This window comes from Achromobacter sp. JCM 18799 (assembly GCF_055395645.1).
Map to the genome: position 1 here is coordinate 4,189,230 of NZ_AP043866.1, position 16,421 is coordinate 4,205,650.

Genomic DNA, 16,421 nt, shown 5'->3' on the forward strand with positions numbered 1-16,421 from the left:
CCGAAACCCAATAGGGGTTCCCCTGATTCACCGCAAATGAGTCCGGGCGCCCCTCCACTCTAACGCTGTCCAAGTGGCCCCCGTTACTCCCCCTCTCGTTTTGGTCTTCGGTCCGCTCGATCCCTCGGGCTCCGACGGCTTGCCGGCAGACGCCGTCACTTGCGCCAGCCTGGGTTGCCATGGTCTGGCGGCCGTGACCGCGCTGACCGTGCGGGATACCGCCGGCATCGAAGAAATCCATCCCGTCACGCCTGACCTGCTGGACGACCAGGCGCGCTGCCTGCTCGAAGACATGTCCGTGCAGGCCATCAAGGTGGGCGGACTATACACCGCGGAAACCGCCAGCGTCGCGGCGCAGATCGCCGCCGATTACAGCCAGGTGCCGCTGGTCCTGCATCTGGGCCAGCGCGCCCAGCCGCCGGCCGACGCCGCCGACGAGGACGATGCCGACGACCTGCTGGCCGCCACCCTGGAGCTGGTGCTGCCGCAGACGGACCTGCTGATCATCGAGCACCTGCGCCTGGCGCAGTGGCACGCCGACGGTGACATTGATATCGGGGACGCACCGACGCCCATGCATGCCCTGCTGGCGGCGGGCGCGGAATGGGTCCTGGTCCTGGGCAGCCCGCAGCGGCCCGGCCACTACGCCAACATGCTGCTGGGACCCAATGGCCAGACCTCCATCCTGCCATGGCATGCGCCCCCGGACCGCAACGGCGACGCCGGCGGCGTGGCCGCCGCAGCCATTGCGGCCATGCTGGCTCGCGGCCTGGAAATGCCGGAAGCCGTGCGCCAGGGACTGGCGCACGCCGACGCGGCAGTCGCCGCCAGCTTCCTGCCGGGCATGGGCCGGCGCATTCCCAACCGGATTCCCTCCCAATGAAAGCGCTGCGCTTCCCCACTGGCCTCTATGGCGTCACCCCCGAATGGGACGATACCGAGCGCCTGCTGCTGGCGGTGCGCCAGGCCGCCGCGGGCGGCATGCGCTCGCTGCAGCTGCGCCGCAAGAACGTGCCCGACGCCGTGCGCGCCGCCCAGGCCCGCGCGCTGGCGCCGCTGTGCCGCGAACTGGGCGTGGTCTTCCTGATCAATGACGACTGGCGCCTGGCGCTGGAAGTGGGCGCCGACGGCGCGCACGTCGGCCGCGAGGACGAAAGCCTGGCGCGCATCCGCGCCGAGGCCGGCCCCGACCTGATCCTGGGCGGCTCCAGCTACGACGACCTGGGCCGCGCGCGGGAACTGCTGGCCGCGGGCGCCGACTACATCGCCTTCGGCGCCATGTTTGCCTCCACCGTCAAACCCGATACCGTGCGCGCGCCGCTTTCGGTCCTGACCGAAGCGCGCCGCCTGACGGACAACTGCGATGCGCCCCGGCCCGCGGTCGTCGCCATCGGCGGCATCACGCCCGACAACGCGCCGCTGGTGGCGCAGGCCGGGGCCGACTCCATCGCCGTCATCACCGCGCTATTCGAGGCGCCCAGCATCCGCGCCGCCGCGGCCGCATGCTCCGCGCCGTACTCCGACAACCCCAACCGCAAGCCTTGAACGCCATGTCCAGTAACGCCCAGCTTTTCGAACGCGCCTGCCGCAGCATCCCCGGCGGCGTCAACTCGCCCGTGCGCGCCTTCCGCTCCGTGGGCGGCACGCCGCGCTTCATCAAGCGCGCGCAAGGCCCGTATGTGTGGGACGCGGAAGACAAGCAGTACATCGACTACGTCGGTTCCTGGGGCCCCGCCATCCTCGGCCACTCGCATCCTGAAGTGGTGCGCGCGGTGCAGGAAGCCGCGGTCAACGGCCTGTCCTTCGGCGCCCCCACCGAAGCGGAAATCGAGCTGGCCGAAGTGCTGATCTCGCGCCTGCCTTCGCTGGAGCAGGTGCGCCTGGTCAGCTCGGGCACGGAAGCGACCATGACGGCCATCCGCCTGGCCCGCGGCGCCACCGGCCGCGCCAAGATCGTGAAATTCGAAGGCTGCTACCACGGCCATTCGGACAGCCTGCTGGTCAAGGCCGGCTCCGGCCTGCTGACCTTCGGCAACCCCAGCTCGGCCGGCGTGCCGCCGGAATTCGTCTCGCACACGCTGACCCTGGAATACAACAACCTGGACGCCGTGCGCGAGGCTTTCGCCCAGCATGGCGCCGACATCGCCTGCATCATCGTCGAGCCGGTCGCCGGCAACATGAACCTGATCAAGCCTGCCCCGGGCTTCCTGGAAGGCCTGCGCGAAGTCTGCACGCAGCACGGCGCGCTGCTGATCTTCGACGAAGTCATGACCGGCTTCCGCGTCGGCCCGCAAGGCGTGCAGGGGCTTACCGGCGTCAAGCCCGACATCACCACGCTGGCCAAGGTGATCGGCGGCGGCATGCCGGTGGGCGCCTTCGGCGGCAGCGCCGAGATCATGAAGAACATCGCCCCGCTGGGCGGCGTCTACCAGGCCGGCACGCTGTCGGGCAACCCGGTGGCCGTGGCCGCGGGCCTGGCCACGATGCGCCTGATCGCCGCTCCAGGCTTCTACGACAAGCTCGCAGCCCAGACCGCCAAGCTGGCCCAGGGCCTGCAGGAACGCGCCCGCGCCGCCGGCCTGGCCTTCTCGGCCGACTCGGTGGGCGGCATGTTCGGCATCTACTTCAGCGATAAGGTCCCGACCTCGTTCGCTGAAGTCTCGGCCTGCGACACCGCGGCGTTCAATCGCTTTTTCCACGCCATGCTGGACCACGGCGTGCATTTCGCGCCGTCCGCCTTCGAAGCGGGCTTCGTCTCGGCCACGCACGATGACGCGGTGATCAAGTCCACCCTGGACATCGCCGAAAAGGTCTTCGCGTCCATGTAACGACGCCGGGGAGCCGGCCTACGGCCGCTCCCCTTCAAGGCGCCTTGTAGTGCTCGTACAAGGCGGTCACATCCCGCACGTACGCCTGGGTTTCCGCATAGGGCGGCACGGCATCATATTTGCGCACCGCTCCTTCCCCCGCGTTATAGGCCGCCAGCGCCAGATCCAGGCGGCCGGGATACTGGTCGATCAGCCGGCGCAGATGGCGCGACCCCGCGTTCACATTGGTCGCCGGATCCACCAGCGCCGTCTCCACGTCCGTCACCGACAACAACGGCGCCGCGGTGGCGGGCATCAGCTGCATCAAGCCCAGCGCCCCCTTGGGGGAGCGGGCGTCGCTGCGAAAGCCCGATTCGATCGCGATCACGGCAGTCAGCAAGGCCTGATCCACGCCCGACTCCCGGGCTGCCCGGGCAATCAGCCCGTCATGCGCCTGCGGTACCTTCAGGTCTCCCCAGCGCTGCGCGCGCGACGCGGAGGCCAGCGTCACCAGGCGTGCGCCATCGCCGGACTTGGGCTCGCATTCCAGGCAGACCTTCATGCCGCTGCCGCGCCAGGCAGTCCTGGCCTGCGCCCGCTTGTAATACTTGGCGTAGCCCGTGGGCACCTTCATGGAACGCCACACGCCGTAGGGATCCTTGTAGCGGTAGATGTCGGCCGCCTGGGCGGAGCCGGCGGGCGCCAGCGCCAGAATGCCGGCCGCCAGGGCTGCCAGCGCCGCCATGCCCGCGGCGCGCGCCGCGAGGGCGCGCAGGGCCGGCAGGACAGAACGGGGATGGCGGTGCATGGGTGGGCTCCGGCGGCGTCCGAAGACGTGTAATCGAGCTCCTATGCTGCTGCGGCAACGCCCATTTGTCGCTAGTACCGACGCCCTAGTCCTGGCCGAACGGTCGCCGTCCCAGGAGCAAACAGGGGCAGAACTAGGGCATGCGGTGGAATTTTCCCTGCCTACTTTCCAGTAGCCCATGGCGCTTACGCTAGAATATGACTTAATATTTCCTATAATTACTAAATAATTTCACCTGACAGAAACACCAGGCTGGAGAGGCAAGATGGACGCAGAAAACACGCTCCAGCTGACGCTGGACGCCACGACCAACGTCCTGACGGCGGTCTACACGCCGCCCGCACGTCCCGATGCAGCGGATTCCGCCCTGGCGTCCCCCTCGCCAGCCGAGACGGACGGGGCGGCCGCCCTCGAGGCCGAGGCCAGCGTCGCGGTCGCGGACGACGACGAACCAGGCCCCCAAGCCAATGCCGACCTGCCCAGCTGGGACACGCTGGCGGCGGTGGCCGTCGCTCAGGGCTGGGGCGCCGAAGCGCTGGACAGCCAGGCCGTCCTGACCTTCATCGACCTGTGCCGCCACGCCAACGAACCCGTGCGGGCCCCGGTTGGCCAGCTCGTCGACGGTTCGCTGGAACTGGAACTGGACGCCGAGCGCATGTCCGCCCTGCTGACCCTGCTCCCGCCCAAGGGGGGCAAGCCCGTCACGCTGGAAGCCGTGCGCCAGGTGCTGGCCGAGCGCGGCATCGTCCACGGCATCCTCGAACAGGAGCTGATCGACACCGTCACGCAAGGCCGCCGCGAAACCACGCAGATCGCCCGCGGCACGCCGCCCACCCGCGGCACCCCGACGCGCTTCGAAAGCCTGCTGGACCGTCTCAAGCCCCGCGGCCAGGACATCGACGAACTGGCCCAGGTGGACTACCGCGACCTGGGCAGCCTGTTGCTGGTCACGCCCGGCATGCCGCTGATGCGGCGCACGCCGCCCCTGCCCGGCGTCGACGGCAGCACCGTGCTGGGCGAACCGATCCTGCCCGACGAGCTGCCTGACACGCCGTTCGCCAGCGACCTGTCCGGCGCCACCGTCGACCCGGAAGATCCGCTGCTGCTGCGCGCCACCATCGCCGGCACGCCCACCCTGGTCAGCCACGGCGTGCAGGTCAATCCCCTGGTCGAGGTCGACGCCGTCAACCTGAGTACCGGCAATATCCATTTCGAAGGCTCGCTGCTGGTGCGCGGCGACATCGCCGCCACCATGGAAGTCCACGTGACGGGCGACGTGATGGTCAACGGCACCATGGAAGCCGCGCTGGTCGAGGCCGGCGGCAACGTGACGGTCAAGGGCGGCGTCATCGGCCTGGCCGAAGCCCTGCAAGACGCCACCGCCGCCGCACGCACCGCGCGCGTCGTCTGTGGCGGCGCGCTGCGCGCCAAGTTCATCGAGAACGCCGTCATCAGTGCAGGCAAGGACGTAGACGTGGAGCGCGAAGTCCGCCAGAGCAGCATCGCGGCCGGCGGCAGCGTCAACGTCGGCCCGCCCAACACCCAGCAAAGCGCCATCACCGGCGGCCAGACCCGCGCCATGCAGGCGGTGCGCGCCGGCACCATCGGCTCGCCCTCGGGTATCCCGACGCTGGTGCAGGCCGGCCTGGATCCGCACGCCGACATCAAGCGCTCGGCATTGGCGCGCAAGCGCCAGAAGATGCACGAGGAAAAATCCAAGCTGGAACAACTGCTGATGTTCCTGAAGGCCAATCCTCAGCGCGCCCCGGGCGACGTCGCCGACCGCGCCCGCAACACCCACGTCAAGCTCAGCCAGGACCTGCTGGCGCTGGACGCGGAGGAAGCCCAGCTGGTGCTGGACCTGCAGCCCCTGGCCAGCGCCACCATCCAGGCCGCGCGCCGCTTCTGCGGCGGCGCGACGATTCAGGTGGGCAACAAGGTGCAGGAATTCCTGGAAGATCAGATCGGCGGCAAGGCCGCCGTCGAAGAAGGGCAGATCGTCATCCGCTGACGCCGCCCGCTGGCGCCTTCAGGGCGCCAGTTCCTTGAACCAGGCGCGCGGCGAAATGCCGCGGTCCGGCCCCAGGATGGAAAAGCCGCCGTCCACGGGTATGTCCACCCCCGTCATCCACGAAGCCGCGTCGGAGCAAGCGAAGCACACGGCCGCGGCGATCTCCTCGCCCGAGCCGACCCGCCCCAGCGGATGGAAATGCGCTCCCACCGCGTCCGCCGCCGGACGCGAACCGCCCGACAACTGTTCCACCGACGGCGACCAGGTCCAGGCGGGCGACACCGCCAGCACGCGTACGCCAGCCGGCGCCAGTTCCACCGCGAAGTTCTTGGTGATCTGCAGCAGCGCCGCCTTGGACGCCGGATAAAGCGCGCGCCCTGCCGCGCCGAACTTGCCGCCCGTGCTGCCCATGTTCACCACCACGCCGCCGCGCGGCAGCAGCGGCGCAGCCATTTGCGTGAAGATGGCCGCCGACACCAGGTTGGTGTCCAGCGTGCTGTGCCATTCCGCGCGCGACGAGGCCAGGCCCCGGTCCGCGTACTGGCAGGCGTTGTTGACCAGGATATCCAGCCGCCCGAAGCGCGCCACGGCGGCGTCGATGCAGCGCTGTATCTGGTCGTCCTGCCCGATGTCGGTTTCGCAGTACAGCGCGCGGCCGTCCAGCTCGTTTTCGAGCTTGCGGCCGGCCTCGGCATTGCGCCCGACCAGCACCACGTTGACGCCGGCCGCGGCCAGGCCGCGCGCGATGTCCGCGCCCAATCCCTGGGTGCTGCCGGTGACGATGGCGGTCTTGCCGGCCAGCCCGGGAAAGCCTGTGAAGTCCATGATGAATCCTTGATCAATGAGGCGCGGCGGCCCAGCGCACAGCTTCCGCCACCGGCCCGGTTTGCGCAATCAGGCGCATGCTGGCCAGCGACGCGTCATGCACCGCCGGGTCGGCGGACGCGCAGGCGTCCTGCGCCACCATGACTTCGAAACCGATGTCGGCCGCATGGCGCACCGTGCCCTCCACCACCGAATGCGTGGCGACGCCCGCCACCACCAGCCGGCGCGCGCCCAAGAGCCGCAGCGTCTCTTCCAGCGGCGTGCCGTAGAAGGCGCTGATGCGGGTGTGCTTGACCACGAACTCGCGCGCGCTGCCCGCCAGCGGCTGCAGCCCCTCGTAAAAGGCGCTGCCCCACTGCCCCTCCGGCACCGCGCCGATGGCGGCCACGTTGCGGAAGATGGGGCAATTGGCCATCAGGTCGGCGTAGTCCGGCCGGAACGCGATGCGCACGTGCACGATGGGCAGGTCATGCGCCCGCGCGCCCGCCAGCAGGGCCGCCGCATTGTCCAGCAGGCGCTGGCGCGCCCCGCTGTCCGCATCCAGGCCGACACGGATCTTGCCCTCGGGGTGCAGCACGTCGTTCTGGAAGTGCAGCGCCAGCACCGCGGCATCGGTCGTGGTCACACGAACACCTCGAACACGTCGTGCACGTCGTCGCAATTGACCAGATCCACCCGCTTCATGCGGATACGCCAGCTATCGCCCTCGGCGGCCAGCTTGTGGGTATAGCGGCCCGCCAGCTGGCGCGGCTGGCGCTTGCGCCATTCGGTCATCTGGAAGGTGGAATGCACCACCAGGTTGCCGCCCGCGTCCACGCCCTCGATCTCCACCGCGCCCACCAGCCGCGCGCTGCGCGTGGGCGGCTGCTGCGACCAGTTGCGCGGATGCTCCAGCCGGCGGATGCGCACGTCGCGCAGCATGCGGTCTTCCCAGAACAGCGAGATGTGGTCATACGGACTTTGCTGGCCCGGCACGCGCGGCATCCAGTACATGCCGTCGGCGGTCCACAGCGCCTGCCAGTCGTCGTAGCGGCGCTCGTCCAGCAGACGAGCCTCGCGATACAGGAACTGCGCGATGCGGTGGTAGGTGTCGGCCGGCACCTCGGCCGGCGACAGGCCTGCCGTGCTCACGTCGAAATCAAGGTCTAGCAGCATGAGCGGTCTCCGGTGGCGGCGGCTTCCGTGGCAGCGGGGCCGGCTTCCATATAGGTCTTCCAGGCGTCGAACTGGTTGCGCATGGGCAGTTCGCTGGTGCCGTTGACCGACACCAGGCCTTCGCTATCGCTGCGGTCGCTGCCGTGGTAGCGGTGCATGCTGACCCATTCGCCGCCGCGTGTGGCATTGCCTTCCTGGCAGCGGTTGTAGAGTTCGATGTCGTCCGGCATGACGTTGGACGAAGGCGAGTTGATGACGTTGGCGTACAGCATGGCGCGCTTGAACACCCCGTCCGGCGCTCCCTTGCAGCGGAAGGTCTGGATCTCGATCATGGTGCGGTCCACGGCGATGGGGCGGATCACGCGGAACTGCTGGAACACCGTGTGGGGCGAGCCGCTGCCGTAGATCACCGTGTTGTGGCGGTTCATGCCCAGGATCTCGCGCGCGCGCGTCTCGCCGTAGGCGGCGGTCAGGGTTTCGAAATGCGCGCGCGACACCGGGTCGCGTTCGGCCGCGCCCGGATTGAAGATGCCTTCCATGTAGCCGTGGCCGTTGGGATAGGCGCGCAGCTCCAGCTTTTCCCAGAATTCGTAGGGTTCGCCGTTGCCGTCCATGATGTGCAGCTCCAGCGGCATCTCGCCCATTTCCTTGGCCTCGTCGCGGGCCGCGGCATATGACGATTCATGCGTGACGCGGGCATGCATGGTGTCGTGCAGATTCTCGTAGAACACCTTCCAGTTCGAACGCTGCATGACGCGGAAGATGCCGCCGGCCACTTCCACCTCGCCCACCGGCGAACGGTCGCAGAGGTTGTCGATCGACGAGCGCACGCCGCCCAGGAAGTCTTCCAGCGCCGGGCCGTCCTTGGCCTGGCTGGCGAACACGAAGCCGCGATAGCTTTCCACGCGCGCCACCCGGCGCATCGAGAAGGACGGATCGGCGGGATCGTAGGCCGTACCCTCCAGCCCCTGCTTCAACGGCACGCCCAGATGGCTGCCGTCCAGCTTGAAGGTCCAGGCGTGGTAAGGGCAGCGGAAGAACTTGCCGACACAGCCCTCGCCGTCGGCCACCACCTTGGCGCCCTTGTGCGGGCAGCGGTTGTACAGCACGTGCACGCGGCCGTCGGTGGCGCGCACCATCAACACGTCCTGGTCGCCCAGGCGCGTGGTGTGGTAATCGCCCGTCTTGGGCACCTGGCTTTCATGCCCCACGTAGATCCAGGCGCGGCCATAGATCCGCTGCATCTCCAGGTCGAAGATGGCGGGGTCGGTGTAGACGCCGCGGTGCACGCTGTCGCCGCGCACCATCGCGGCCAATTGCTCTTCGGTGTATGACATGTCCGGCTCCTACTTGTTCTCGCTTTCTTTCCAGCGCGCCATCAACGTGTTCGACGGCAGGGTCTCGTCCAGCAGCTTGGCGGCGGTCTCGCGGCCGGCCACGGGCAGGCCCTTGGGGTCCAGCAGGCCCACCTGCACCAGCACGCTGGCCTGGTCCCAATAGATGTGCTCGTGATAAAGCTTGTCGCCGCGGAACTTGACGATGGCGATCAGCGGAATCTCCACATACTTGCCGGTGGGCTTCACGCCCGGCAACATCCAGTCGATCTCGGTGGTGTGCGTGAAGCAGAACAGCAGCTCGTCCACGATCTGCGTGGCGCCCACCGTGCGCGACAGCGGCACCAGGCGCGTGTCGGGCGGATTGCTGTTGACGAAGTGGTGCTGGTAGAAGCGGCTCAGTTCCTTGTGGCCCACGCCGCCGGTCATGGTGGGGATGTGGTTCACGTAGGGTTCGGCCACCATGGTGGCCATCGTGGCCGCCACGTCGCGCGTGCCGAATTCGTACTCGCAATGCTTGTCCCAAAGGTAGGAATAGTCGAATTCGGGCCCGATGGCGCGCTGCAAGGCCGCCATGCTGCGCTGGTGTGCCATCAGCGCCGACGGCTTGTCGTAATGGTCGCCGCCCGTGCGTGCGAACGCATGGTCCATGCCCGGATAGACGTAGATCTGCACCCCGGGCTTGTTGCCCAGCGCCTCCAGGATGCGCTGGCGCGCCTCGGGCGGACAGAAGCCGTCCTGCTCGGCGATGTGCAGCACCAGGCGGCCGCGCAGTTGCGACGCTTCGTCCAGGCTGTTCTCGATACCCACGCCGTAGTAGCCGATGGCCACATCCACGTCGGTGCGGCAGGCGGCCAGGTAGGCCAATTTTCCGCCCAGGCAATAGCCCAGCACGCCGACTCCGCCCTGCTGCTCGGACAGCCCGCGCAGCGCGGCGATGGTCGAAGCGATGTCCTTCAGGCCCAGCTCCACGTCGAATTTCTGGTAGAGCTCGAAGGCGCGCGGCATGTCGGCCGGGCCATCGGTCAGCTGGATGCCCGGCTGCTGACGCCAGAACAGGTCCGGCACCAGCACCACATAACCTTCCTCGGCCAGCAGCTGCGCCGCGCGGCGCATGAAGTCGTTCACGCCGAAGATCTCCTGGCACAGCACCAGGCCCGGGCCGTGCCCGGACGCCGGCACGGCCAGATAGGCGCCGAAGGACTTGCCGTCATGCGAGGCCACCGTCACTTCGCGCGTCGTGATGTTCTGGGTCATACGTATCTCCTTGTTGCGGATGTCCGCCCTACTTCATCTGGCAGGCTGCGGCGAAAGGGTCCTGGTACTGGGTCAGCACCGTGCCCGACAGCTTATTGGACAACTTGCCCCCCGCCCCCGCCTCGACGATGCGCAGGTAATAGTTCTGCACCGGATACTGGTTGCGGTTGAATTTGAAATCGCCGCGCACCGACTTGAAATCCGCGCGCCTCAGCGCCGGACGCAGCGCATCCGCCTCCAGCTTGCCGCCGGTCTGGCGCACCGCGCTATCCAGCAGCATGGCCGCGTCATAGCCCTGCGAGGCATACAGCGTGGGGCTGCGGTTGTAGGTCTTCCGGAAATCCTCGACGAACTTGCGGTTGGCCGGGTTGTCCAGGTCCGATGCCCACTGCGAGGTATTGCGCATGCCCTCGATGGGCGCGCCCACCGCCGCGATGGTGTCCTCGTCGCCCGAAAAGCCCGGCGCCAGCAGCGCGATCTCCTTGGACAGGCCGGCGCCGTTGAACTGCTTGATGAAGTTCACGCCCATGCCGCCGGGCAGGAAGAAGAACACCGCGTCCGGCTTGCTGGCGCGCAGGCGCGTGATCTCCACGCCATAGTCCAGCTGCCCGAGCTGGGTGTAGATCTCTTCGGACAGGCCGCCCTTGTACAGGCGCTTGAAGCCATTGAGCGATTCGCGTCCGCCCGGATAGTCCGGCGCGATCAGCGCCACGCTCTTGTAGCCCTGGTCGGTGGCGTATTTGCCCATCGCGGCCGGGATGTCCTCGTTCTGCCACGCCACCGCGAAGAAATTCGGATTACAGCCCGCGCCCGCATAGTTCTCGGGGCCCGTATTGGTGCTGAGGTAGATGGTCCCCGATTGCAGGATGGCCGGCATCACCGGCAGCAGCACGTTCGAGAACACAATGCCCGTCATGACGTTCACGCGGTCGCGCTTCAACAGCCGCTCCACCGCCTGGCGGCCGGTGTCCGCCTTCTGCTGGTCGTCCGCCACCACCACTTCGGCCGGCAGTCCGCCCAGCTTGCCGCCGGTATGCTGCAGCGCCAGATTGAAGCCATCGCGGATCTCGTTGCCCAGCGCCGCGCCCGGCCCCGACAACGTGGTCAGCAAGCCGACCTTGACCTTGTCCGCCGCCACGGCGTTCGCCGCCGCCGTCATGCACACCAGCGCAGCCAGCGCGCGCCGGCTCCATAGCTTTTGATTCATGAGCCACCCCGTTTTTCCCGCCCGGCCTGGCCGGCGGAAAGCTGACAGAACCCGTCTGCCGTCGGTTAACGCATGCTGCCGAACAACGCCGCCAGCTTACGCGCCGCGGCGGCGCCCTCCAACCAACACGCGAAGGGCCTGCCGGCTAGATTAGGCTGCCCCAGGGAGCCGCTCTATCCGGATTCCGTCAGCCTTATCCGGGAATCACTTAATTCCAAGTCCTTGACGTTTAAAGTACCCTCGCCAATGACACGGGAGCGTTCCCGTCCCGGAGGCATCCATGCACGGCTGGTCCCGACTCACGCTTGCGCCCCTGTTCAAGCGGCGCGTCTTCAGCTCCACCCAGCAGGACGAGACGCGCACCCTCGTCTCCGAAGCCCTGAAAGAGCACCGTCTCACCTGGAAAGGCGGCCGCGTCGATGCCGAGCTGAACCGGGGCCGCTTCGGTTCGCTGACGGTCTGTACGTTGCGCTACGGCGCCGAAGTCCACATCGAACCCGACCGCCTGCAGGACTTCATGCTGGTCCAGGTCCCCCTGAGCGGCCGCGCCTGTATCGAATGCGGCAACGACCGCGTCGACGCCGACCCCGATTGCGCCGCCGTCATCGCCCCCAACCGCCCGCTGAAACTGCATTGGGAAGCCGGCTGCGAACAGCTGCTGCTCAAGATCCCTCGCGGCAAGCTCGAAGCCATCGGGCTGCGCGCCTTCGGCGAGGCCGCCACCCGGCCGCTGGACTTCAGCCCCGCTCTGCGCCTGGACAACCCGGTCGGCGCCGTCTGGCGCAGCATGGTCGAAAGCCTGATCCACCTGCTGCCCACCCTGGATGACGGCGCTCCCCGCCCGCCCGCGGCCTGGCTGGAGCACCTGGAAGACACGCTGGTGCTGCACCTGCTCTACAACCAGCCCAACAGCTGGCAGGCGCATGCCGGCATCGCCCCCGCTGTCCCGCGCCGCCTGAGCGCGGCGGAATCCTATATGCGCGACCACCTCGCCGTCCCGCTGACCCTGGCTGACATTGCCCGCCATGCCGGCGCCAGCGCCAGCGCGCTGACGCGCCTGTTCCAGGAACACCGCAACACCACGCCCATGAACGCGCTGCGGGCGCTGCGGCTGGACGAAGCCAGAAACCGGTTGCGCACGCAGGCAGGCGCCAGCGTCACGGAAGTGGCGCTGGGCGTGGGGTTCGGACATCTGGGGAGGTTCTCGGAGTATTACCGGGAACGTTTCGGGGAACTGCCGCGCGAGACGCGGCGGGTGATGGAGTGACGGGGATGGAGTGACGGGGATGGAATGACTCAGGCCACCCGCGCTCCTCCAATGGAAACCACCGTCGCACTGAAGTCCTTCAGCAACGCCTCCCTGCGCGCAGCCACGCTCTCCATCGCGGCCTCCTTCACGTGGCCATACCCCCGGATGTCCTCGGGCAAACTCGCCAGCGCCACTGCACGGTCCAGGTTCCCGCGATTCAGCTTCGACAGGATCGCCGTGATCGTCTCCCGGTACTCGCGGATCAGTTCACGTTCGGCGCGGCGCTCGGCCGTGTAGCCAAACGGGTCCAGTCTCGTGCCGCGCAATCTGCGCATCCGCGCCAGCACCCGGAACACGCGCAACATCCCCGGGCCATAGCTGCGCTTGATCAGGTGGCCGTCCTTGTCGCGCCGCGCGAACAGCGGCGGCGCCAGGTGGAAACGCAGCTTCCAGTCGCCTTCGAACTGCGCTTGCACCCGCTTGAGAAACTCGCCGTCCGAATACAGCCGCGCGACTTCGTATTCGTCCTTGTAGGCCATCAGCTTGAAGTAGTAGCGCGCCACCGCCAGCGCCAGCCGGTTGGTGCCCGTGGCCTCGCGCTCGGCGCGCGCCACCTTGTCCACCAGTTCGGTGTATTGCAGGGCGTAAGCCTGGTTCTGGTAGTCGGTCAGGAACGCCTTGCGCACCGCCACCACCCGCTCCAGCTCGCCCGTCGGCTTCTTCAGTTCCAACACAGGCTTGTCGGCGCGCGGACGCTTGAGCTCGATGATGCCCTCCGGCCGCGACGGCGCGCCGCCGTTGGCGATCAGGCGCTTCACGTCCGCCAGGTCATGCGCGGCGCGGCGGCCCCAGGCGAAGGCGGCGAGGTTGTTCGGCACCTGCTGGCCGTTCAGTTCGATGGCGCGCAAGAGCGCCTGCTGCGACAGCGGGATCCAGCCCTTCTGGTAGGCGTAGCCCATCATCAGCGGATTGGAGTAGATCGCATCGCCCAGCAGGCCCAGGGCCAATGCGGCGGCATCGACAGTGGCCAGGTGCTCCTTGCCGCAGGCGGACGCCAGGTCGGCGGTCAGGTTGGCGCCCGGCAGCGTCCAGTCCGGATTGCTGACGAAGGACGCGGTCGGCGCGGTGTCGCTGTTGAGCAGCACGCGGGTGCGGTCGGGATTCACCCGCGCCATGGATTCGGCGCTGGTGGCCACCACCAGGTCGCCTGCCAGCAGCAGGTCGGCCTCGCCCATGGCGACCCGCGTATTCAGCAGGCGGTCCGGCGTCTGCGCCAGCACCACGTGCGAGTACACCGCGCCGCCCTTCTGCGCCAGGCCCGCCATGTCCAGCACCGAACAGCCCTTGCCTTCCAGGTGCGCGGCCATGCCCAGCAGCTGGCCTATGGTGACCACGCCGGTGCCGCCCACGCCGGCGATGAAGACGCCGTAGGGCTGATGCAGTTCGCGCGCTGCCGGCTGCGGCACGTCGTCATCGATGGCGCCGTCCTGCGCCAGCGCGCCCGGCTTCTTGAGCTTGCCGCCTTCCACCGTCACGAAGCTGGGGCAAAAGCCCTTCAGACAGGAGAAATCCTTGTTGCAGCTGGACTGGTTGATCGTGCGCTTGCGGCCGAACTCGGTGTCCAGGGGTTCCACCGACAGGCAGTGCGATTTCTGTGAACAGTCGCCGCAACCTTCGCACACGCGTTCGTTGATGAGCACGCGGCGGGCCGGGTCCGGGTAGGCATTGCGCTTGCGGCGGCGCCGCTTCTCGGTGGCGCAGGTCTGGTCATAGATCAGCACCGATACCGCGGGATGCTCGCGCAATTCGCGCATGACCGCGTCGAGCTCGTCGCGGTGCCGTACCGGCACGCCGGGCGCCAACCCCTCGACATGCTTGTACTTGTCGGGATCGTCGGTGACGACGATGATTTTCTCGATGCCCTCGGCCGCCACCTGGCTGCTGATCATGGGCACGCTCAAGGGTCCGTCCACCGGTTGCCCGCCCGTCATCGCCACCGCGTCGTTGAACAGGATCTTGTAGGTGATGGGCACCTTGGCCGCCACCGCCGCGCGTATGGCCAGCAAGCCCGAATGGAAGTAGGTGCCGTCGCCCAGGTTGGCGAACACGTGTTTTTCATCGGTGAACGGGGCCTGGCCCACCCAGGGCACGCCCTCGCCGCCCATCTGCGTAAAGACATCGGTGCTGCGGTCCATCCAGCGGACCATGTAGTGGCAGCCTATGCCTGCCATCCCGCGCGAGCCTTCCGGCAGGCGGGTCGAGGTGTTGTGCGGACAGCCCGAACAGAACCAGGGCTTGCGCTCTTCGACCACGCGCGGGCGCGCCAGCGCCTGTTCGCGGCCGCTGATGAAAGCCAGGCGCGCCTCGATGCCGGCGCGCACGTCCTCGGGCAGTTCGAAGCGCAACAGGCGCGCGGCGATGGCGCGCGCGACCATGGCGGGCGAGAACTCATAATGCGCCGGCAGCAGCCAGTTGCCTTGCGGCACCGACCATTCGCCGCCGTCCTTGTCGTCGAACTTGCCGACCACGCGCGGAATCTTCTTGCCGCTGCCGATCCAGCTGAACAGTTCTTCCTTCAGCTGGTACTCCAGCACCTGGCGCTTTTCCTCGACCACAAGGATCTCGTCCAGGCCTTCGGCGAAATGCTGCATGCCGGTGGACTCCAGCGGCCAGACCATGCCGACCTTGAACAGCCGCAGGCCGATGCGCTGGCATACGGTCTCGGACAGCCCCAGGTCGGACAGCGCCTGGCGCGTGTCCAGATATGCCTTGCCCGAGGTCATGATGCCGAAGCGCGCATCGCGCTGCGGCACATGCCAGAGTTCGCGGTTGAGCTTGTTGGCGCGGGCATAGGCCAGCGCGGCATAGAGCTTGTAGTCCAGCAGGCGGGCCTCCTGCTGCAGCGGCGTGTCGGGCAGCCTGATGTTCAGGCCGTCGGCCGGCAGCAGGAAGTCCTGCGGCAGCAGTATCTCCACGCGATGGGGATCCACGTCCACGGAAGCCGAGACTTCGACGATATCGGTGATGCACTTCATGCCCACCCAGACGCCCGCGTAGCGGCTCATCGCCCAGCCATGCAGGCCGTAGTCCAGCACTTCCTGCACGCTGGACGGAAACAGCGCAGGGATCATGCAGGCCTTGAGGATGTGGTCGCTCTGGTGCGGCAGGGTCGAGGACTTGGCGGGGTGGTCGTCGCCCGCCACCACCAGCACGCCGCCATGGCGCGAGGTGCCGGCGGCGTTGGCGTGCTTGAAGACGTCGCCGCAGCGGTCCACGCCAGGCCCCTTGCCGTACCACATGCCGAACACGCCGTCGTACTTGGCGCCCGGGAACAGGTTGACCTGCTGCGAGCCCCACACCGCGGTGGCGGCCAGGTCTTCGTTGATGCCGGGCTGGAACTCGACGTGATGGGCCTTCAGGTACTTGGCCGCCTTCCACATGTTCTGGTCCACGCCGCCCAGCGGAGAACCGCGATAACCAGACACGAAGCCCGCCGTATTCAGGCCGGCGCGCGCATCGCGCACGCGTTGCATCATGGGCAGGCGGACCAGGGCATGGATGCCGCTCATCCAGGCGCGCCCGGATTCCAGGGTGTACTTGTCGTCCAGCTGGACGGATTCAAGCGCGGCACGCAAGGCAGGCGAAGCAGGAGCGTTCATGTCGACTCCAAGGGATCCAGGAACCCCGGCCGGCGACGCGCGACACCCTCTTGAAGCGCACGCGGGCGAGCAAGGGACGTGAATTGCGGGCGCTGGCGCGCTTCTGTTT

At 67.9% G+C, this 16,421-nt stretch carries 13 protein-coding genes; 5 read left to right on the plus strand and 8 right to left on the minus strand.

The genetic code is table 11. The features are described 5' to 3' along the window. Positions 1–73: 73 nt before the first annotated feature. Genes ACZ5YA_RS19705 through hemL form a run of 3 tightly spaced genes read left to right on the plus strand, consistent with a single transcriptional unit; the run spans position 74 to position 2,828 of the window. The gene (locus ACZ5YA_RS19705; RefSeq protein ID WP_118933643.1) at positions 74–883 is read left to right on the plus strand and encodes a bifunctional hydroxymethylpyrimidine kinase/phosphomethylpyrimidine kinase; all 810 of its coding nucleotides are present in this window, start codon (positions 74–76) and stop codon (positions 881–883) included. After that, a complete protein-coding gene (gene thiE, locus ACZ5YA_RS19710; RefSeq protein ID WP_118933642.1) occupies positions 880–1,545 on the plus strand; it encodes a thiamine phosphate synthase in 666 nt (221 codons plus the stop codon). The genes ACZ5YA_RS19705 and thiE overlap by 4 nt, the downstream gene beginning before the upstream one ends. A 5-nt stretch (positions 1,546–1,550) precedes the next feature. Beyond that, complete coding sequence (gene hemL, locus ACZ5YA_RS19715; RefSeq protein ID WP_059377579.1) at positions 1,551–2,828, plus strand: glutamate-1-semialdehyde 2,1-aminomutase; 1,278 nt, start codon at positions 1,551–1,553, stop codon at positions 2,826–2,828. A gap of 34 nt (positions 2,829–2,862) precedes the next feature. Here the strand turns inward: hemL and ACZ5YA_RS19720 are convergent, their stop codons facing one another. After that, positions 2,863–3,615: a lytic transglycosylase domain-containing protein gene (locus tag ACZ5YA_RS19720; protein ID WP_118933640.1), complete on the minus strand. Its 753-nt coding sequence runs from the start codon at positions 3,613–3,615 to the stop codon at positions 2,863–2,865. A 265-nt stretch (positions 3,616–3,880) separates the two neighbouring features. On the opposite strand from ACZ5YA_RS19720, the gene ACZ5YA_RS19725 reads away from it, so the two are divergent. After that, entirely contained in the window at positions 3,881–5,626 is a 1,746-nt protein-coding gene (locus tag ACZ5YA_RS19725; protein ID WP_118933639.1) for a DUF342 domain-containing protein, read from the plus strand. Positions 5,627–5,644: 18 nt separating this feature from the next. Here the strand turns inward: ACZ5YA_RS19725 and ACZ5YA_RS19730 are convergent, their stop codons facing one another. Genes ACZ5YA_RS19730 through ACZ5YA_RS19755 form a run of 6 tightly spaced genes read right to left on the minus strand, consistent with a single transcriptional unit; the run spans position 5,645 to position 11,404 of the window. Next, positions 5,645–6,451 carry an SDR family oxidoreductase gene (locus ACZ5YA_RS19730; RefSeq protein ID WP_118933638.1) on the minus strand — a complete coding sequence of 269 codons (807 nt, stop codon included), beginning with the start codon at positions 6,449–6,451 and terminating at the stop codon, positions 5,645–5,647. 13 nt (positions 6,452–6,464) lie between these two features. Continuing rightward, positions 6,465–7,076, minus strand: coding sequence for a cysteine hydrolase family protein (locus ACZ5YA_RS19735; RefSeq protein WP_059377573.1), 612 nt, complete (start codon positions 7,074–7,076; stop codon positions 6,465–6,467). Next, a complete protein-coding gene (locus tag ACZ5YA_RS19740; RefSeq protein WP_464091119.1) occupies positions 7,073–7,606 on the minus strand; it encodes an aromatic-ring-hydroxylating dioxygenase subunit beta in 534 nt (177 codons plus the stop codon). The genes ACZ5YA_RS19735 and ACZ5YA_RS19740 overlap by 4 nt, the downstream gene beginning before the upstream one ends. Continuing rightward, positions 7,597–8,943 carry an aromatic ring-hydroxylating dioxygenase subunit alpha gene (locus ACZ5YA_RS19745; protein WP_059377569.1) on the minus strand — a complete coding sequence of 449 codons (1,347 nt, stop codon included), beginning with the start codon at positions 8,941–8,943 and terminating at the stop codon, positions 7,597–7,599. Before ACZ5YA_RS19745 ends, ACZ5YA_RS19740 begins: the two co-directional genes overlap by 10 nt. Before the next feature lie 9 nt (positions 8,944–8,952). After that, positions 8,953–10,197, minus strand: coding sequence for a dienelactone hydrolase family protein (locus ACZ5YA_RS19750; protein WP_464091120.1), 1,245 nt, complete (start codon positions 10,195–10,197; stop codon positions 8,953–8,955). Between the two features lie 28 nt (positions 10,198–10,225). Beyond that, positions 10,226–11,404 (minus strand): ABC transporter substrate-binding protein, encoded by a 1,179-nt coding sequence (locus tag ACZ5YA_RS19755; RefSeq protein ID WP_464091121.1) that lies wholly within the window; start codon positions 11,402–11,404, stop codon positions 10,226–10,228. Between the two features lie 280 nt (positions 11,405–11,684). Here ACZ5YA_RS19755 and ACZ5YA_RS19760 point away from each other — a divergent pair, with 280 nt between their 5' ends. Beyond that, positions 11,685–12,671: an AraC family transcriptional regulator gene (locus ACZ5YA_RS19760; RefSeq protein WP_059377562.1), complete on the plus strand. Its 987-nt coding sequence runs from the start codon at positions 11,685–11,687 to the stop codon at positions 12,669–12,671. A gap of 29 nt (positions 12,672–12,700) precedes the next feature. Here ACZ5YA_RS19760 and ACZ5YA_RS19765 read toward each other — a convergent pair whose 3' ends face one another. After that, a complete protein-coding gene (locus ACZ5YA_RS19765; RefSeq protein ID WP_464091122.1) occupies positions 12,701–16,312 on the minus strand; it encodes an indolepyruvate ferredoxin oxidoreductase family protein in 3,612 nt (1,203 codons plus the stop codon). Positions 16,313–16,421 lie beyond the last annotated feature (109 nt).